This is a genomic window from Pseudomonas sp. AIG, from assembly GCF_977020205.1.
This window is the reverse complement of the sequence record NZ_CDROCK010000029.1, coordinates 1-17,470: the sequence shown is the minus strand read 5'-3', so window position 1 is coordinate 17,470 and position 17,470 is coordinate 1. Positions and strand designations below refer to the sequence as shown.

Below are 17,470 nucleotides of genomic sequence, written 5' to 3'. Positions count from 1 at the left end.
ACATTAACGAAAAAGCCCTGCTGAGACAGGGCTTTTCAGTTACGAGCTTTTAGCTACAAGCTGCAAGTAAAAGCAGTAGCTGGCTCACGCTCAAGATTGTAGCTTGCCGCTAGAAGCTTGAAGCTCGCCGCTGCTTCAATACCGATTGGGCTCCATCTCCAGGTCGACATTGAACCGTTCGGCAATATCTTTCTGGATGCGTTGCGCCAGATCGAGCAGCTGCAGACCGGTCGCCGCGCCGTAATTGACCAGCACCAGCGCCTGCAACTTATGCACGCCAGCATCGGCTTCGCGAAAACCCTTCCAGCCCGCGCGCTCGATCAGCCAGCCTGCAGCGAGCTTCATTTGTCCGTCCGGTTGCGCGTAGGCGACCACATCGGGATGCTGCGCTTTGATCTGCGCGACGATGGCCGCCGACACCAGCGGATTCTTGAAGAAGCTGCCGGCATTGCCAAGCACCGCCGGATCCGGCAGTTTTTCACTGCGAATGCTGCAAATCGCGCGGCTGACGTCGGTGGGGGTCGGCTGCTCGATGCCCTGCTCGGTCAGGCGCTGGCGCACCGGGCCGTATTCCAGATGTAGATGCGCGACGCGATCGAGTTTGAAGCGCACGCGCAGAATCAGCCAACGCCCCGGCTGCTGCTTGAACAGACTGTCGCGGTAGGCGAAGTTGCATTCTTCCAGAGTGAAGTCGCGCAGTACGCCGGTCTGGCGATCCAGCGCGGTGAGCCCGGCAAACACATCCTTGATTTCGACGCCGTAGGCACCGATGTTCTGCATCGGCGCTGCACCGACGGTGCCGGGAATGAGACTGAGGTTTTCCAACCCGGAAAAACCCTGCGCCAGTGTGTGCTGGACAAACGGATGCCATGGCTCGCCCGCTTCAGCTTCGATCACCACGCGGTTGCCATCATCACTGATCACACGGATTCCGCGTGTTGCCATGCGCAGGACCAGCGCCGCAATGTCGGCGGTCAGCAGCAAGTTGCTGCCGCCGCCGATGACCAGCAACGGCATATCGTGAGCCGTGGCATACGCCAGCGCTTCGCGGACATCGGCATCGCTATGGGCTTCGGCGAACAATTGCGCACGAACATCCACGCCAAAACTGTTGAACGGTTTCAGGGAAACCTGCGGTTGTACCTGCAAACTCATAACCGGCCCTTCACTTCGATCAACAGTTGGTCACACGCGGCTTCGATCAGATCCAGCACCTGCTCGAAACCCTGATCGCCGTCGTAATACGGATCCGGCACTTCATCGACCAACCCGGCATAACGGCGCAGGAACAGATCCAGCTCAGCCTTGCCGGTGGACGGCTGCAACGCCTTGAGATTGCGCAGGTTGCTGTTGTCCATCGCCAGAATCAGGTCGTAACTGGCGAAATCCGCACGGCTGACCTGTTGCGCACGTTGTGCCGACAAGTCATAGCCGCGCACTTTGGCCGCGGCCTGGCTGCGTTTGTCTGGCGGATTGCCGACGTGCCAGTCACCGGTCCCGGCGGAAGCCACTTCGACTTGATCCGCCAGCCCCGCTTCACGCAGTTTGTGGCGCAATACGCCTTCGGCCGTGGGCGAACGGCAAATATTGCCCAGGCACACAAACAAAACCCGCATCAGGCCCCCAGCAGGCGACGAACGCGCTCGAGGTCTTCAGCGGTGTCGACACCCGTCGGTGGCGCGATCAAGGCGTCAGCGACATGAATCCGCACGCCGTGCCACAGGGCACGCAATTGCTCGAGGGATTCAGTGTTTTCCAGCCAGCACGGCCCCCAACTCACGAAGTCGTGGAGGAAACCGGCGCGGTAGGCATAAATGCCGATGTGACGACGGTATGGCACGCCTTCGGGCAATTGCTCACGGCTTTTGCCGAATGCATCGCGTGCCCATGGCAAGGTCGCGCGGCTGAAGGTCAGCGCCAGACCGTTCATGTCGCTGACCACCTTGACCACGTTCGGATTGAACAGAGTGTCCACGTCTTCGATCGGCTCGGCCAGGGTGGCCATGCGCGCTTCGGTGTGCGCGGCCAGGTTGGCAGCGACCTGATCGATCACGCTCGGCGGAATCAGCGGCTCGTCACCCTGCACGTTGACCACGATCGCGTCGGGCTCGAGGCCCAGTTTTGCCGCGACTTCGGCCAGACGATCAGTGCCGGAATTGTGATCTTCACGGGTCAGCACCACTTCGGCACCAAAGGCCTGGCAGGCCTCGACGATGCGCGCATCGTCAGTCGCGACCACCACGCGGGTGGCGCTGCTTTTGCTCGCCTGTTCCCAGACGTGCTGGATCATCGGCTTGCCGGCGATGTCCAGCAGCGGCTTGCCCGGCAAGCGGGTCGAGGCGAAACGCGACGGGATGACAACGGTGAAGGCGGTGGTCATTTATCCAGACGCTCGTCGGTGGTCAGGGTACGGGCTTCGCTTTCGAGCATCACCGGGATGCCATCGCGGATCGGGTATGCCAGGCCGGCGCCCTTGCTGATCAGTTCGGTCTTGTCGGCGCTGAGCTTGAGCGGGCCTTTACAGATCGGGCACGCGAGGATGTCGAGCAATTTGGTGTCCATGAACATTCCCTGAATAAAGAGTTAAGGCAAAAGCCGATCGGGCAACAGGCGCATCAGCTGTGTGTCGAACCAGGCCACGAAGGCCGGCGACGGCACAGCATCGACCGCCAGATACCACCAATCGGCAGCAGCAAAAGCGCGGCACTTCACCGCGTCCTTTTCAGTCATCACCAACGGCAATGACGGTGTGAAATTCAAGGCCTGCACGCTGTATTCAGCGTGATCGGCAAACGCGTGCGGGACTGCTCGCCAGTCTAGCGCTTCGAGGGTATTGAAGAAACGTTGCGGATTGCCGATGCCGGCGACCGCGTGCACGGCCTGGCCAGCGGGAAAGTGATCAAGGGGTTTACGCTCGCCGCTGCGCAGATTGACCAGCGCGGTGGGTTGCAGACGGAAAGCGAAACCGTCGTCGCGGTCTTCGGTGGCACCATTGAACAGCACGCCGTCGACGCTTTGCAGGCGTTCGATCGGCTCACGCAACGGCCCGGCCGGCAGACAACGCTTGTTGCCGAGACCGCGAGCGGCGTCGATCAGCACCAGCTCCAGATCCCGCGCCAGCCGGTAATGCTGCATGCCGTCGTCGGAGAGGATCAGATCCAGCGGTTCGCTGGCGAGCAAGGCTTTGACGGCGGCGCTGCGATCGGGGTCGATCATCAGCGGCACACCGGTTCGCTGGACGATCAGCAGCGGCTCGTCACCGGCGATGTCGGCGGCTTGATCAGCCTCGACGCGCCACGGCAGCTGCGGCGGTTTGGCACCGTAACCACGGCTAACCACGCCGACGCGCAAACCACTGCGCCGACAATGTTCGATCAGCCAGAGAATCATCGGCGTCTTGCCGGTCCCCCCCACGGTGATATTGCCGACCACGATCAACGGCACCGGCGGCTGATAGATCTCGCCTTCACCGTCGAGAAAGCGCTGGCGTTTGTTGACCACCACGCGGCGATACACCAATTCAAGCGGCCGCAGCAGCGTCAGGGCCGGGTGCCCCTGATACCACGCGGCGAGCAAACGATCAGACAGGCTCATCAGGATTTGGGCGCCGCCTCGACCGTGGTCATGCGCAGATGGCTGAAACCGAGCTTGCCGGCCGCGTCCATGGCGGTGATCACGGATTGGTGCTGCGTCTTGCCGTCAGCACTGATCGACAACGGCATGTTGGTGTCACCGTTGGACTCTTTCTGCATGGCTTCCATCAGGGTCGCCAGATCGTTCTTCGGCAGAATCCTGTTGTTCACCGAAAACACGCCTTCAGCACTGATGGCCACGTCGATCTGCTTAAGCTGCTGATCTTCGGCAGGTGAGCCACTGACCGCTTCCGGCAAATCAACGCGTAGCTGGGTTTCACGGGTAAACGTGGTGGTGACGACGAAAAACAGCAACAGAATGAACACCACGTCGATCAGCGACGCGAGGTTGATGTCGATGGTTTCCCGAGGCTTGCGACGGAATTTCACGCGCGGCCCTCGGCCAGATCGACGTCACGGTCGCCCTGCACCACTTCAACCAGTTTGATCGCTTCCTGCTCCATGCCCACCACCAACTCATCGATGCGGCGTTGCAGGAACCGGTGGAAGAACACCGCCGGAATACCGACCATCAGGCCCGCAGCGGTGGTGATCAGCGCTTTGGAGATACCGCCGGCCAATACCGAGGCGTTGGTGGTCATGCCGGAACCGGTGAAGGCGCTGAAAATGTCGATCATGCCCAACACCGTGCCGAGCAGACCGAGCAACGGCGACATGGCGGCAATCGTGCCCAGCGCATTGACGTAGCGCTCGAGCTCGTGAATGACCCGGGCGGCGGCTTCTTCGATGCACTCTTTCATGATCTCGCGACCATGCTTGGAGTTGGCCAGACCGGCGGCGAGGATTTCCCCCAACGGCGAATTGGCGCGCAATTCCTTGAGTTTTTCTTTATTGAGCTGCTTGTCCTTGATCCAGACCCAGACCTGGCCCAGCAGATGCTCGGGAGTGACGCGACTGGCGCGCAGGGTCCACAGGCGCTCGGCGACGATCGCCATGGCCGCGATGGAACTCAGAATGATCGGCAACATCATCCAGCCGCCGGATTTGACCAATTCCCACACAGTGACAGTCCCCTCGAAAAAGTGCGCCACTTTACCATACCGATTCACGATTAAGACCCGCCGCCCCGACGACCGTGATGTGCCATCCATGCTGGCACCGATCAACGGGCGAGCGCAGGCGGATCGCGCCAGAAACGCCGCTGTTGACGCATCGTCCACGGCGGCTTGAAGCGGCCCAATTGCAGATGAATGGCGCCGTGTTCGGCGCTGTCGTAAAGGCGCAGGCCCAGTTTGCGATAACGCGCCAGTACGGTCGGATGTGGATGGCCAAAAGAGTTGCCCTGTCCGCGGGAAATCAACACGGCTTCAGGTTGCAGCACCTTGAGCAGCGCCATTGACGATGAACTGCGGCTGCCATGGTGAGGCGATTGCAGCCATTGCGTCGGGACCGCCAGTGGACTGTCGAGTAATACGCGTTCGGCGTGGGTGTCGATATCACCGGTCAGCAGCAGACGCTCGCCATTGGCCTCAATCTGCAACACGCAGGAATGCTGATTGCTGTCGTGAGCGTCCGTCCACTGCCAGAGTTGAAAACGCACACCGTCCCACTGCCATTGCCGACCACTTTCGCAGGCCTCGGCGCTCAACTGCACGGGCAGTCCCGCCGGGTCACCGCTGATCACTTGATCGACGGTCAAACCACGGGTGATCGCCAGAGCGCCACCCGCGTGATCGGCGTCTGCATGGCTAAGCAGCATCAGATCGAGTTTTTCCACGCTGAGTTTGCGCAACGCGGGCAACACCACCCGCTCGCCGAGATCGAAATCGCCAAAGCGTGGTCCCGCGTCATAGAGCAACGCGTGATGGCGGGTACGGATCAGGATGGCCAGGCCTTGGCCCACATCAAGTTGCCAGATGTCGGCCAGGCCTTCGGCCAATCGCTCGCGGGGTGGCATGGCCAGCAGCAACAACAGTGGCCAACCCAGTGGCCGCAGGGGCACTCCGCGCGGCAACAGCAACAAAACGGCGCCGAGGCTGGCAATCGCCCAGACCCAGGCGGACATCGAGGGCGCAATCCACGCAGGCCAATGCCCGGCAATCATTGCCAGCGCGCGAAACAATACATCGATCAAACCGCCGGCCAGCCACAGCAGGCCGGCGCCCACATACGGAACCGGCAACGACAGCGTCCCGAGCAACGCCGGCGGTAACACCACCAGACTGACCCAGGGCACAGCGAACAAATTGGCCAGCGGCCCGCTGAGACTGATGGGCAAGCTCAGCGCCACCAGCACCGGGCATAAACCGATCGCGATCAACCATTGCGCCCGCGTCCAGGTCTGCCACCAGCGCCACGCCCCCAAACGACCGCCAAAGGTAAAGATCAGCACCGCCACCGCTGCAAACGAGAGCCACAACCCCGGACGCAAACTGGCGAGCGGATCCAGCAACAGCACGCCATTGAACGCCAGCAGCAGCGGCCACCATGCGCCGAGATGACGAAAGCGCAGGCGCCATAACAGCGCCAGGCCGACCATCACGCAGGCCCGTTGCACCGGCACATCGAACCCGGCAAGCAGGCCGTAACCAAACGCTGCCGCGAACGCCAGCCCACAGGCCCACGGCAGCCACGGCCAACGCAATGGCCACAGGCCAAATCGCGCCATGCCTGCGACCAGGCAATACATCACCGCCGCCAGCAAACCAATGTGCTGACCGGAAATCACCAGCAAGTGCACGGTGCCGGTGTCCTGCAGGATCTGCCAGTCCTCGCGACTGAGCCCCGAACCATCGCCCAGCACCAGAGCGGCCAGTGCGCCATTTCGTCCTTGAGCATCCACACTCAGCAAGCGCTGGCGAATGCTGTCGCGCCAGGCCCAGCGTGCCTCGCTCAGCCGCTGGCCATCCTTGATCGTGCCTGTCGCTCCGATGCGTTGCGCCAGCAGCCACGCCTCATAGTCGAAGGCCTCGGGATTGCGCAATCCACCGGGACGCTTCAACTTCACCGCCAAACGCCAGTGCTCGCCACTGTTGACCGGCGGCCCGGCGTACCAGGCGAGTCGCATCAGCAACGGCAGTTTTTCGTGACGTGAGCGCGCATCCGCCAATTCGAAGCGCACCACGCCGTCACTGTTCTGCGGCAAGCCCACGACCCGCCCTTCTAGCCAGCGAGTTTCGCCATCCAGCTCAGCCGGCAAGCGATCATTCAGCGCCCATTGCGCACCGACACTGGTCCACGTGAAACCAAAGAGCAAAAACGCCAATGGATAGCTGCGAAACGGCAGCAACATCAAAGCCGCCACCGGCAGCAACAGCATCAACCAGACCGGCGGTAAGGCCGGCATAAAAACCGCGGCCAGCAGACCGACTGCCAGCGCCATCATCCCTGTGCGCATAAGCCCGTCCTTGAGAGTCCCGCACTTAGGCATAGCGGGTGTCGGGCACGTGCGTCGTCAACAATTGTCACAAAGTCTGAATGGGCGCTTCGTAGAATCCAGACATACTTGCCGCCTTAACCGACCGAGAAGCCTTATGCCCCGGCGCTTATTCAAACGTTACATGCCCGACCCGACGAGCATCAGGGAACACAAATCCTTACGCTTTCTCGGCAAGTTGCTGCATGACCCGAATCTCTGGCACCTCAACCGCCACTCGGTCGCCCGGGCGATGGCGGTCGGCTTGTTCGCCGCTTTTCTGCCGATTCCGGCACAGATGCTGGTGGCGGCCGCGCTGGCCATCACTGTGCGGGGCAACATGCCGATCGCCGTCAGCCTGGTCTGGCTGACCAATCCGATTACCATGCCGGCGGTGTTCTTCTGCACGTATCAGGCGGGTGCGTGGTTGATGGATGTGCCCGCACGGCATCTGCCCGATGAGCTGACCTGGGAATGGATCAGCGGCGAGTTGTCGACGTTGTGGCAGCCGTTCCTGCTGGGTTCGGTGGTGGTGGGCCTGGTGCTCGGCGCCCTCGCCTACTTCATTGTGATGATGTATTGGCGCTGGTGGGTGGCGCGGCAATGGGCGCGGCGCAAGAAAAACAGAATGCGCTGAATGCAAAACGGCCTCCGCAGTGGGAGGCCGTTTTGATTTGTGGCGTCTGCATTCGCGAGCAGGCTCGCTCCCACATTGGATCAGGTCCGCATCCCGCGCCCACTCACCAGCAATCGTGCACAACCGAGATACAGCACAACGGTCGCCACCAGCATAAAGGTGATCGCAATGCCGATCTTGATATCCGACACGCCCAGAATGCCGTAACGGAAGGCGTTGACCATGTGCAGCACCGGGTTGGCCAGCGACACGGTCTGCCAGAACGGCGGCAGCAGCGTGATCGAGTAGAACACCCCGCCCAGGTACGTCAGCGGCGTCAGCACAAAGGTCGGGATGATCGAAATATCATCGAAATTGCGCGCAAACACCGCGTTGATGAAGCCCAGCAGCGAGAAAATTGTCGCCGTCAGCACCACCACCAGAATGGTCACCCCGAGGTGATGCACCTGCAAATGGGTGAAGAACAGCGACAAAATCGTCACGATCACGCCGACCATCAGGCCACGCAACACACCGCCAATGGTGAAGCCGATCAGAATCGTGTGCGGCGACACCGGCGACACCATCAGCTCTTCGATGGAGCGCTGGAACTTGCTGCCGAAGAAACTCGAGACCACGTTGCCGTAGGAGTTGGTGATCACCGACATCATGATCAGCCCCGGCACGATGTACTCCATGTAAGTGAAGCCACCCATGTCGCCGATCTGCCGGCCGATCAGGTTACCGAAAATCACGAAGTACAGAACCATGGTGATCGCCGGTGGCAGCAGCGTCTGCGGCCAGATCCGCGTGAAGCGTTTGACCTCGCGGTAAACGATGGTCTGGAGGGCGACGAGGTTGGGACGGAATTCGGAACTCATACCGCCACCTTCGACAGATTTTTCTCCACCAGGGACACGAACAGCTCCTCGAGGCGATTGGTTTTGTTACGCAGGCTCAGCACTTCGATGTTCTGTTGCGCCAACTGGGTGAACAACGCCGTGATGCCCATGGATTTGTCGACCTGGACTTCCACGGTATGGCTGTCGATCAACCGGGCCGGATAGCCGAGCAATTGCGGCGCGGCGTTCAAGTCGTTTTTCAGGTCCAGCAGGAAGGTTTCGACGTGCAGCTGGCCGAGCAATTGTTTCATGCTGGTGTTTTCGACGATGGTGCCGTGGTCGATGATGCCGATGTTGCGGCACAGCTGCTCAGCCTCTTCCAGATAGTGCGTGGTGAGGATGATGGTGATGCCTTTCTGGTTCAGTTCGGTGAGGAACGTCCACATCGAACGGCGCAGCTCGATGTCGACGCCTGCGGTCGGCTCGTCGAGGATCAGCAGACGCGGTTCGTGCACCAGCGCCCGGGCGATCATCAACCGGCGCTTCATGCCCCCCGACAGCGAACGCGACGGCACATCGCGCTTGTCCCACAGACCCAATTGCGTCAGGTATTGCTCGGCGCGTTCCTTGGCGATCTTCGCCGGAATGCCGTAGTAACCGGCCTGGGTGACGACAATGTCGAAGGTCTTTTCAAACTGGTTGAAGTTGAATTCCTGCGGCACCACGCCGATCGAGCGCTTGAGCTGCGCAGGATTTTTGTCCAGGTCATGACCAAAGATATTCACCGTGCCGCTGGTCTTGTTGACCAGGGTCGAGAGTATGCCGATGGTCGTGGATTTGCCGGCACCGTTGGGGCCGAGCAAGGCGAAAAAGTCACCTTCGGCGACGTCCAGATCGATACCACTCAAGGCCTGGAACCCGTTGCCGTAGGTTTTGGTTAGCTGCCGGATGGACAGAGCGGAACTCATATCTGATTTACGCACCATGGAAGGGATAAAAGGAGACGGCGGCGAAAGATCGAACCGCAGCGCAAGTGCGCAATGGTGCTTGCCGCCGCCGCACAAGTACAGTCAAGTGTGTCGATAGTAGGTATTAAGTCAACGCGGTCATGACTGCTTTTTTGTAGGCTGGACGTTGCTTCAGGCGCTCGTACCAGGCTTGCAGATGCGCTTGCGGCGCGCGTTCGATGGGCATCTCGAACCAGGCATAAATGAAACTGCCGAGCGGGATGTCGCCCATGCCGATGTCTTTCCCGGAGAGATACGGTTGGCTGGCCAGCGCCTCGTCAGCCATGCTCAGCAACTCGCTGCATTCCTTGATCGCGGCGTTGATCGCTGGCCAGTCCTGCTTGTCCGCCGGGGTGCGCAACACGCCCCAGAAAACCGTGCGGAACGGGCCGGCAAAACTCGACGTGGTCCAGTCCATCCATTTGTCGGCGATGGCACGAGCTTGCGGATCGGCCGAATACCAGTTGCTGTCGGGCGCATGTTTGGCCAGCAGATAGCGAACGATGGCGTTGGACTCCCACAGCACAAAACCGTCGTCCTCGATCACCGGCACCCGGCCGTTCGGGTTCATCGCCCGATACTCGGGCGTGTCGACCACGCCAAATGCGCCGCCGGCATCAATCGCCTCGTAGGCCAGACCGAGTTCCTCGGCGGCCCACAATGGCTTCCTGACATTCGATGAGTTTTTCCGTCCCCAGATCTTCAGCATGACCGCCTCTTTGCAAATGCGTGGGCAGGCAGCATACGCCGGATCAGGTACGGCTCAAATCACTCTGCATATCGCCGAGCAATTGCGGCTGCTGGTCGGTGAACAGGTGCGGATAGCACTTTTGCAGATGTTCGAAGAAGAACGTTTCCGGCACATCGGCAAATTGCCCATGATCGACCAGATACTCCATCAACTGCGCGCCGTCACGGTTGAACGGATGAAAAACGCTGTCGTTGATACCGTCGAACTCCAGCGGTGCGACGTTGAACAACTCACAGAGTTTCTGATTGAACGCCGGTGTGGCCTTGACCCAGCGTTCATTGAGGAACAACTCGGTGTAACCGTGCATGGCGAACATGTCGCTTTTCAATAAATCGAGCAGGCGCGGGGTCGACAGGTGATTTTTCACGTCGGCCAGGCCGATCCGTGCCGGGATCCCGCAATGCCGCGCGCAACCGGCGAGCAGCGTGGCTTTCGGTACGCAATAACTCTCCCCCCTCGCCAGCGCATAACTGCCGCACAAGGTCTGTGGATCACGGCTGAAGGTGTACGGGTTGTAGCGCACCGCCTCGCGCACGGCGTAATAAAGACTGATCGCCTGCGCGAGCGGATCGCGGCTGGCACCCCGATGCTGTTCGGCGAACTCCACCACGGCCGGATGGTCACTATCGATGAAGCGACCGGGGCTCAGATACTCGTGCATGGCGACAATCTCCTGGGTGAGCCCCGAGTCTAGCGACAGCTTCAGCACAGAGATAACGACGTTTCGGCCAAACTTGGACGCAAAGGTGCGGATTGATCGAACGATTTCCCACACGTGTTGCCCACCGGACCTACGAAAACCATCCGGGGTTTCCCACGATTTCAATCACCTTGGTCTGACCACCCGGTTTTACAGATGCCGTCTAAGCTCTGGAGGGTCGATTTGCCTTGGTTCACGGAGGACTGAATATGCTGTTGTTGTGGATACTGGTTTTGATCGTTGGTGTGGCATATCTCGCCCACCGGCGTATTTCCCCTCTGCCTGCGCTGGGCATCGTGGCCGTCTACCTGCTGGCGATGGGTATTTTCAGTCATGCGCCGGGATGGCTGTTGCTGGTGTTCTGGGTCCTGCTGGCGGTGGTCGCTGCACCGTTGCTGCTGCCTGACCTGCGCCGCAAGCATTTCACCGCGCCGCTGTTCAACTGGTTCCAGAAAACCCTGCCGCCGATGTCGCAGACCGAACGCGACGCGATCGACGCCGGTACCGTCTGGTGGGATGGCGAGCTGTTCAGCGGCCGTCCGGACTGGGACAAACTGCTGGCCTATCCCAAGGCGCAATTGAGCGAAGAAGAACAGGCGTTCATCGACGGCCCGACCGAAGAGCTTTGCGCGATGGTTACTGACTGGCAGATCGGCCAGTCGATGGACCTGCCGGCTGAAGCCTGGGCGCACATCAAGGAACACGGTTTCTTCGCCCTGATCATTCCGAAAGAATTCGGTGGCAAAGGTTTCTCAGCTTACGCTCACTCGCAAGTGGCGATGAAACTGGCCACTCGTAGCGGTGACCTCGCCTCCACCGTGATGGTGCCCAACTCCCTCGGCCCGGCTGAACTGCTGTTGCATTACGGCACCGACGAACAACGCAATCACTACCTGCCACGGCTGGCACGTGGCGATGACATCCCGTGCTTCGCCCTCACCGGTCCGCTCGCCGGTTCCGATGCCGGAGCGATGCCCGACACCGGGATCATTTGCAAAGGTCAATGGGAAGGCCAGGAAGTCATCGGCCTGCGCCTGAACTGGGAAAAGCGTTACATCACCCTCGGCCCGGTCGCCACCCTGCTCGGTCTGGCTTTCAAGGCTTACGACCCGGAACATCTGCTGGGCGACAAGGAAGACCTCGGCATCAGCCTCGCGCTGATCCCAACCGATACCGCCGGCGTCGAAATCGGTCGCCGTCACCTGCCCCTGGGCGCAGCGTTCATGAACGGCCCCAACTCCGGCAAAGATGTGTTCATCCCGCTGGACTTCCTCATCGGCGGTCAGGAGATGCTCGGCAAAGGCTGGATGATGCTGATGAACTGCCTGTCGGTCGGCCGTTCAATCTCGTTGCCGGCCGTCGGTACCGGTGCAGCCAAGTTCACCAGCCTGGTGACCGGCCAATACGCGCAGATTCGTGAGCAGTTCAATGTGCCGCTGTCGGCGTTCGAAGGTATTCAGGAAGCCATGGCGCGCATCGGCGGCAACGCGTGGATGATGGACGCGGCGCGGATGCTCACGGCTAACGCGGTGGATCTGGGCGAGAAACCGTCGGTGCTGTCGGCAATCCTCAAGTATCACCTCACCGAGCGCGGTCGCGAGTGCATCAGCCACGCCATGGATGTGCATGGCGGCAAGGCGATCATCATGGGGCCGAACAACTACCTGGGGCGCAGCTGGAACGGTGCGCCGATCTTCATCACCGTGGAAGGCGCGAACATTCTTTCGCGCAACCTGATGATCTTCGGTCAGGGCGCGATTCGCTGCCATCCGTTCGTACTGAAGGAAATGGCCCTCGCCGGTCGTGAGGACAAGGATCAGGCCCTGAAAGAGTTCGATGGCCTGCTGCTCAAACACATCGGTTTCGCTGTGAGCAACGCTGCCAGCACGCTGGTACTGAACCTGGGTTTTGGCAACTTCGAACATGCGCCAGGCGACAAGATCAGCCAAGGCTACTTCCGTGCACTCAATCGCCAGGCAGCGGCATTTGCCATGCTCGCCGACTTCAGCATGATGCTGCTCGGCGGCGAACTGAAGCGTCGCGAACGTCTGTCAGCACGTTTGGGAGATGTGCTGAGCAACCTGTATCTGGCCTCTGCCGCGCTCAAGCGCTATCACGATCTGGATTCGCCGGCGTACATGGAGCCGCTGTTCCGTTGGGCAATGGAAGAAAGCCTCGGTCAGGCGGAACGGGCAATGGATGAGTTGCTGCGCAACTTCCCGAACAAGGTGTTCGGCTGTCTGCTGCGAGGCATCGTATTTCCGTTCGGTCGTCGTCACAAAGGCCCATCGGACAAACTCGGTGCCGAAGTGGCTGGCGTAATCGGTCGCGCCAAAGGCGATCCGGCACTGGAAGAACTGCTTGCCGGTTGCTATCGCCCGCAATCGGCAGACGATGCGGTCGGCGCGCTGCAACATGCCAGCGATTTGCTTAACGCCGCGCAGCCGTTGCACAAAAAACTGCACACTTCGCTGAAAAGCGGTCAGGTGAAACCGGTCGCGGGTGAACATGCCATCGATGCAGCACTGGAGGCCGGGGTATTGCAACCGGTGGAAGCGCAGAGCCTGCGCGATGCCGAAGCAGCGCGACGCAAGGTGATCGACGTCGATGATTTCGACAAAGAGGAACTGGCGCTCGCAGAGGGCAAAGTCCGCTGATCCTGACAACCATGTCCAAGAGGGCGCAGGGGCTTTATACTCCCGCGCCCGTTTTGCTCTTGAGGACTTATCTCGTGTCCAATGTCGTTGCCGATCATCTTGTGTTGCTCGACCACCTGCGCAGTATCCTGGTCGCCGTAGGTGAGGCCGAACAGGTTCCCGAAGAAAGCCATGCCCTGTTCCTGGAGCGCTTCGACGAACTGCTGGCATCGCTGCCGATCGATCCGATCGAAAGCCAATATCTGGGTCAGGACATCCTGACTCAAGTGATTACCCGTTACCCGCAAATCGCCCACCTGATCCCGCGCGATCTGCTGTGGTTCTTCGCCGGTGACTGCCTGCACTACCTGTCCGATGAAGAGATCGACCTGTATCAGGCGCTGGAAGAACGCCGTTACGAAGCTGAACAGAACGACGAACCGTTCGACTGGAATCAGGAAAAACAATTGCTGGCAATGTCCGCTCAGGACAGCAAGCACTGATTTTCGCGCCGTTATGAAAATGCCTGCATGGTTGTCCATGCGGGCATTTTTTTGCGTTGGCGTTAGAGCAACCCTTCGCTTTCCGGTAATTCATACGCCATGGCTGCGTTACTCGCACCACCTGACTTTCCCGGCTTGCTCAAGGTCGGCTCTTTCTGCAGACACTCCACCAGATAGTCGATAAACACCCGCAACTTGGGTGGCAGATAACGCGTCGGCGAATGCAGCAACCACAGTCCGCCGTGATAGGACGCAAGGAACGTCCAGTCTGGCAACACCTGCACAATCAACTTCTGCTCAAGTGCATAGCGGGCGGTGAAGTACGGCAGGCTGCCAATGCCGATGTGCTGCAACACCGCGCCCAATCGCACGCCCGTGTGATTGGCGGCATAGCGACCACGCACACCCACCGTCACTGCCTTGCTGCCTTTCTTGAATTTCCAGCGCGCATCACTGGGGGTTTCACCCAGATAAATACAGCTGTGATTGAGCAAATCATGCGGGTGGGTCGGTGTGCCGTGTTCAGCCAGGTATTGCGGCGTGGCACAGAGCAAATGATCGATGGTCAGCAATTGCCGACCGACCAACCCGGCCGGTGGTCGATCCGTGATGCGAATCGCCAGATCGACATGATCGTCAATCAAATCGACCTGACGATCCTCCAGTAGCAACTCGACATCGACCTTGGGATAACGCCGCAGAAATTCAGGCATATGCGGATGGATCACGAAGCGACCCACCGCTTTCGGCACGCTGACGCGCACCAGACCCTCCGCTTCGTGAGTGAACTGGCCACTGATTTCCATCACCGATTTGGCCGCGCTGACCATTTCCTGGCAACGCTTGAACACCTCCTCGCCGCCGTCACTCAAACGCAGCTTACGCGTGGTGCGCTGCAGCAGCCGCGTGGCCAAGGCTTTTTCCAGCCGCGAAATACTGCGGCTCACCGCTGACGGCGATGAGCCCAATTGCCGAGCGGCTTCAGAGAAGCTGCCGGTCTCCACGACCTTGACGAAAATCGCCATTTCACCGAGCAGCGGTAGCGGCAGATTGATGCTCACAGCGCACAAGTCCTTTGATGTTTGAACGGATTATCACGTTATTGCACGATTCATATAATAAAAACAGAAACTTTAATAAGGGCATGGAATATGACGCTTCGCCTCTTTTTCCATAGTGATGACCTCAAGGCCAATGTGGAAGTCCTCGACTGCACGCCCCAAGAGAACGAATTCGCCGTGGTCTTGCGCGCCACGCTGTTCCACCCGCAAGGTGGTGGCCAGCCGTGTGATACCGGCTGGATCGGCGAAAGCCAGGTACTGCGTGTGGTACAGGAACCGGACCGGATCATTCACTTTGTCGACCGGCCAGTGGCACTCGGTATGACCTGCATCCGCGTCGACGAACAGCGCCGCTGTTTCAATACGCGCATGCATTCGGCCGGCCACTTGATCGGGCATTTCGTTCAGGCCATGGGCTGGATGCCGATCAAGGCACACCACTGGCCGGATGAAGGTCGCGTGCAATTCAAACCCGGTGATGCCGCGCAGGAAGTCGACGCCGAGATCGTTCAGTGCGGCATCGACCAGTGGATCGAGCACGATCTGCCCCGCCTGACCTCGCTGCGCGAAGGTGCGCGGGAAATCGGTTTCGGTGAACTCCCGGCTTATGGCTGCGGCGGCACCCATGTACGTAGCCTGAAGGATCTGGGCACAGTCACGATCGCGTCACTTTCGCAGAAGAAAGGCACGTTGTCCGTCCACTACAGCGTGGATTGAGCATTTCGGACGTTGCCCCGCGCAGCGTCCGACGCCGGGGAACTGCACTCGCAGCTTCCGTAGACTATCGATAGATGGACCTAAAAAAAATGATGCTAGACGTCGAGCGTCTCGATGAGACGTGCATAAAAAAACTGGCCAACGAAGAAGTCCTCGCCATTCGCGTCAAAGGCTTTTTGCCGGAGCCGCTGGCCATTCAGATTGGCGACAAGATTCTCGCTCCAGGCTTTGAGGGTTACATCAACGCGCCCAGTATCGGCCGCATCGGCATGGCTTTTTACGAAGCGGAAAACCAGCCGCTGCTGATCGAGGATTACTTCGAACGCGCCACCAGCAACATCGCCGAACTGCGCAATCGCTGCGCACCCTACTCCTCACCGATCGACACCTTGCGCTGCATGCTCGACGAGTCCTGGCCGGCTGGCGCACACCTGGAAAACCTCTACGGCCGCAAAATGTATGTCGGCCTTTCGCGAGTGGTGAAACCCGGCGTGTGCTTCCTCGCCCATCACGACATTTTCGCCAAAGACGCCCCGGACAGTTTCCAGGCCCGCAGCCTGGAAGCGCAGTTCGCCTGCAACGTCTATCTGAACATGCCGACCGAGGGCGGTGCGCTGCAAATGTGGGACGACGACATCAGCCCGGATCAATTCGATGAAATGCGTGGCGACAGTTACGGCATTGAGCCGGCGCTGCTCGGCCCGCCGACCCTCGAAGTCAGACCGCAACCGGGCGATTTCATCATGTTCAATTCGCGACGCATGCACTCGGTGACCCCGGGTGTGGCCGATCCGCGTTTGAGTCTTTCCTTTTTTGTCGGCTATCGCGGCAATGCTTCACCCCTGACCTACTGGAGCTGAGATGTATTCGAATTATCTGGGCGAGTTTCTGGCGCTGGCAACCATTCACTTTCTGGCCGTGGTTGCTCCCGGTCCAGACTTCGCGGTGACTATTCGCCAAAGCGTGCGTTTCGGCCGACTGGTGGGGATCTGCACGGCGCTGGGGATCGGCGCGGGGATTTCCGTGCACGTGCTTTACACACTGCTGGGCGTCGGGGCACTGATGCACACCACGCCGTGGTTGCTGACCGTGGCCAAAGTGGTGGGCGGTGCTTACATCCTCTATCTGGGTGTCAGCCTGTTGCGCAGCAAACCCAAATCGGCCCTTGAAGGTGAGAACACCCGCGAGGAACCGGTGGTTGAACAAACCCTGTTCAAAGCGTTCAGCACGGGGTTTCTGACCAATGCGACCAACCCCAAGGCCACGCTGTTTTTCCTGGCCATCTTCACCACGATCATCAGCGCCAGCACGCCCCTGCAAATCCAGGCCTTTTACGGTCTGTGGATGTGCTTCGTGAATGCGCTGTGGTTTGTCGTGGTCGCGTTGTTTTTCTCGAGCAATCGGGTGCGCTTGCTGTTCATGCGCATGGGACATTGGTTTGAGCGCACCATGGGCGTGGTGCTGATCCTGTTTGCCGGCCGCTTGATGCTGTCCTGGTAAGCAGACGCCAAAATGCAAAAAGGCCCGCCGAATCGTTTCGGCGGGCCTTTTTCTTTATGTCTGAAGAAACGAGCACAAATCGCGCATACAAAAACGCCGCTCAATAGAGCGGCGTTTTTGTGAATATGG

The 17,470-nt window shown here is 59.8% G+C and carries 19 protein-coding genes; 6 read left to right on the top strand and 13 right to left on the bottom strand.

Annotation, left to right across the window (positions count from 1 at the left end):
* Positions 1-135: 135 nt before the first annotated feature.
* The 8 genes from murB to ACWR1S_RS17270 all read right to left on the bottom strand — a co-directional run bounded on the left by murB (position 136) and on the right by ACWR1S_RS17270 (position 6,990).
* Positions 136-1,155: a UDP-N-acetylmuramate dehydrogenase gene (gene murB / locus ACWR1S_RS17305; RefSeq protein WP_454564349.1), complete on the bottom strand. Its 1,020-nt coding sequence runs from the start codon at positions 1,153-1,155 to the stop codon at positions 136-138.
* Complete coding sequence (locus ACWR1S_RS17300; RefSeq protein WP_102900035.1) at positions 1,152-1,616, bottom strand: low molecular weight protein-tyrosine-phosphatase; 465 nt, start codon at positions 1,614-1,616, stop codon at positions 1,152-1,154. The genes murB and ACWR1S_RS17300 overlap by 4 nt, the downstream gene beginning before the upstream one ends.
* Positions 1,616-2,380 carry a 3-deoxy-manno-octulosonate cytidylyltransferase gene (kdsB, locus tag ACWR1S_RS17295; RefSeq protein WP_454564348.1) on the bottom strand — a complete coding sequence of 255 codons (765 nt, stop codon included), beginning with the start codon at positions 2,378-2,380 and terminating at the stop codon, positions 1,616-1,618. Before kdsB ends, ACWR1S_RS17300 begins: the two co-directional genes overlap by 1 nt.
* Entirely contained in the window at positions 2,377-2,562 is a 186-nt protein-coding gene (locus tag ACWR1S_RS17290; RefSeq protein WP_003174668.1) for a Trm112 family protein, read from the bottom strand. The genes kdsB and ACWR1S_RS17290 overlap by 4 nt, the downstream gene beginning before the upstream one ends.
* A gap of 21 nt (positions 2,563-2,583) precedes the next feature.
* The gene (gene lpxK, locus ACWR1S_RS17285) at positions 2,584-3,594 is read right to left on the bottom strand and encodes a tetraacyldisaccharide 4'-kinase (protein WP_454564347.1); all 1,011 of its coding nucleotides are present in this window, start codon (positions 3,592-3,594) and stop codon (positions 2,584-2,586) included.
* Complete coding sequence (locus tag ACWR1S_RS17280) at positions 3,594-4,022, bottom strand: ExbD/TolR family protein (RefSeq protein ID WP_127929345.1); 429 nt, start codon at positions 4,020-4,022, stop codon at positions 3,594-3,596. Before ACWR1S_RS17280 ends, lpxK begins: the two co-directional genes overlap by 1 nt.
* Entirely contained in the window at positions 4,019-4,654 is a 636-nt protein-coding gene (locus tag ACWR1S_RS17275) for a MotA/TolQ/ExbB proton channel family protein (RefSeq protein ID WP_007908216.1), read from the bottom strand. Before ACWR1S_RS17275 ends, ACWR1S_RS17280 begins: the two co-directional genes overlap by 4 nt.
* A gap of 101 nt (positions 4,655-4,755) precedes the next feature.
* Positions 4,756-6,990, bottom strand: a complete 2,235-nt coding sequence (locus ACWR1S_RS17270) for a DNA internalization-related competence protein ComEC/Rec2 (protein ID WP_454564346.1) — start codon at positions 6,988-6,990, stop codon at positions 4,756-4,758.
* Positions 6,991-7,126: 136 nt separating this feature from the next.
* On the opposite strand from ACWR1S_RS17270, the gene ACWR1S_RS17265 reads away from it, so the two are divergent.
* Positions 7,127-7,645: a DUF2062 domain-containing protein gene (locus tag ACWR1S_RS17265; protein WP_322844424.1), complete on the top strand. Its 519-nt coding sequence runs from the start codon at positions 7,127-7,129 to the stop codon at positions 7,643-7,645.
* Between the two features lie 80 nt (positions 7,646-7,725).
* Here ACWR1S_RS17265 and ACWR1S_RS17260 read toward each other — a convergent pair whose 3' ends face one another.
* The 4 genes from ACWR1S_RS17260 to ACWR1S_RS17245 all read right to left on the bottom strand — a co-directional run bounded on the left by ACWR1S_RS17260 (position 7,726) and on the right by ACWR1S_RS17245 (position 10,885).
* Positions 7,726-8,505: an ABC transporter permease gene (locus ACWR1S_RS17260; protein WP_008087860.1), complete on the bottom strand. Its 780-nt coding sequence runs from the start codon at positions 8,503-8,505 to the stop codon at positions 7,726-7,728.
* On the bottom strand, positions 8,502-9,434 hold the full coding sequence (locus ACWR1S_RS17255; protein ID WP_454564345.1) for an ABC transporter ATP-binding protein: 933 nt from the start codon (positions 9,432-9,434) through the stop codon (positions 8,502-8,504). The genes ACWR1S_RS17260 and ACWR1S_RS17255 overlap by 4 nt, the downstream gene beginning before the upstream one ends.
* Positions 9,435-9,558: 124 nt before the next feature.
* Positions 9,559-10,182 carry a glutathione S-transferase family protein gene (locus ACWR1S_RS17250; RefSeq protein ID WP_454564344.1) on the bottom strand — a complete coding sequence of 208 codons (624 nt, stop codon included), beginning with the start codon at positions 10,180-10,182 and terminating at the stop codon, positions 9,559-9,561.
* Positions 10,183-10,225: 43 nt separating this feature from the next.
* Positions 10,226-10,885 carry a transglutaminase-like domain-containing protein gene (locus ACWR1S_RS17245; protein ID WP_454564343.1) on the bottom strand — a complete coding sequence of 220 codons (660 nt, stop codon included), beginning with the start codon at positions 10,883-10,885 and terminating at the stop codon, positions 10,226-10,228.
* 248 nt (positions 10,886-11,133) lie between these two features.
* Between ACWR1S_RS17245 and ACWR1S_RS17240 the strand changes: the two genes are divergently transcribed.
* Positions 11,134-13,581, top strand: coding sequence for an acyl-CoA dehydrogenase (locus tag ACWR1S_RS17240; protein ID WP_454564342.1), 2,448 nt, complete (start codon positions 11,134-11,136; stop codon positions 13,579-13,581).
* A 74-nt stretch (positions 13,582-13,655) separates the two neighbouring features.
* Positions 13,656-14,063: a PA2817 family protein gene (locus ACWR1S_RS17235; RefSeq protein WP_007967565.1), complete on the top strand. Its 408-nt coding sequence runs from the start codon at positions 13,656-13,658 to the stop codon at positions 14,061-14,063.
* 62 nt (positions 14,064-14,125) lie between these two features.
* On the opposite strand, the gene ACWR1S_RS17230 is transcribed toward ACWR1S_RS17235, so the two are convergent.
* Positions 14,126-15,124, bottom strand: a complete 999-nt coding sequence (locus tag ACWR1S_RS17230) for a LysR family transcriptional regulator (RefSeq protein ID WP_077574093.1) — start codon at positions 15,122-15,124, stop codon at positions 14,126-14,128.
* A 90-nt stretch (positions 15,125-15,214) separates the two neighbouring features.
* Here ACWR1S_RS17230 and ACWR1S_RS17225 point away from each other — a divergent pair, with 90 nt between their 5' ends.
* The 3 genes from ACWR1S_RS17225 (at position 15,215) to ACWR1S_RS17215 (ending at position 17,341) form a co-directional block, all read left to right on the top strand.
* Complete coding sequence (locus ACWR1S_RS17225; RefSeq protein ID WP_454564341.1) at positions 15,215-15,841, top strand: alanyl-tRNA editing protein; 627 nt, start codon at positions 15,215-15,217, stop codon at positions 15,839-15,841.
* An 89-nt stretch (positions 15,842-15,930) separates the two neighbouring features.
* A complete protein-coding gene (locus tag ACWR1S_RS17220) occupies positions 15,931-16,701 on the top strand; it encodes a 2OG-Fe(II) oxygenase (protein WP_077574095.1) in 771 nt (256 codons plus the stop codon).
* A 1-nt stretch (position 16,702) separates the two neighbouring features.
* On the top strand, positions 16,703-17,341 hold the full coding sequence (locus ACWR1S_RS17215; protein ID WP_454564340.1) for a LysE family translocator: 639 nt from the start codon (positions 16,703-16,705) through the stop codon (positions 17,339-17,341).
* Positions 17,342-17,470: the final 129 nt, after the last annotated feature.

Coding starts and splice junctions, on each gene's coding strand:
- murB (WP_454564349.1), bottom strand. CDS start 1,155: ATGAGTTTGCAGGTACAACCGCAGGTTTCCCTGAAACCGTTCAACAGT.
- ACWR1S_RS17300 (WP_102900035.1), bottom strand. CDS start 1,616: ATGCGGGTTTTGTTTGTGTGCCTGGGCAATATTTGCCGTTCGCCCACG.
- kdsB (WP_454564348.1), bottom strand. CDS start 2,380: ATGACCACCGCCTTCACCGTTGTCATCCCGTCGCGTTTCGCCTCGACC.
- ACWR1S_RS17290 (WP_003174668.1), bottom strand. CDS start 2,562: ATGGACACCAAATTGCTCGACATCCTCGCGTGCCCGATCTGTAAAGGC.
- lpxK (WP_454564347.1), bottom strand. CDS start 3,594: ATGAGCCTGTCTGATCGTTTGCTCGCCGCGTGGTATCAGGGGCACCCG.
- ACWR1S_RS17270 (WP_454564346.1), bottom strand. CDS start 6,990: ATGCGCACAGGGATGATGGCGCTGGCAGTCGGTCTGCTGGCCGCGGTT.
- ACWR1S_RS17265 (WP_322844424.1), top strand. CDS start 7,127: ATGCCCCGGCGCTTATTCAAACGTTACATGCCCGACCCGACGAGCATC.
- ACWR1S_RS17260 (WP_008087860.1), bottom strand. CDS start 8,505: ATGAGTTCCGAATTCCGTCCCAACCTCGTCGCCCTCCAGACCATCGTT.
- ACWR1S_RS17255 (WP_454564345.1), bottom strand. CDS start 9,434: ATGAGTTCCGCTCTGTCCATCCGGCAGCTAACCAAAACCTACGGCAAC.
- ACWR1S_RS17250 (WP_454564344.1), bottom strand. CDS start 10,182: ATGCTGAAGATCTGGGGACGGAAAAACTCATCGAATGTCAGGAAGCCA.
- ACWR1S_RS17245 (WP_454564343.1), bottom strand. CDS start 10,885: ATGCACGAGTATCTGAGCCCCGGTCGCTTCATCGATAGTGACCATCCG.
- ACWR1S_RS17240 (WP_454564342.1), top strand. CDS start 11,134: ATGCTGTTGTTGTGGATACTGGTTTTGATCGTTGGTGTGGCATATCTC.
- ACWR1S_RS17225 (WP_454564341.1), top strand. CDS start 15,215: ATGACGCTTCGCCTCTTTTTCCATAGTGATGACCTCAAGGCCAATGTG.
- ACWR1S_RS17220 (WP_077574095.1), top strand. CDS start 15,931: ATGATGCTAGACGTCGAGCGTCTCGATGAGACGTGCATAAAAAAACTG.
- ACWR1S_RS17215 (WP_454564340.1), top strand. CDS start 16,703: ATGTATTCGAATTATCTGGGCGAGTTTCTGGCGCTGGCAACCATTCAC.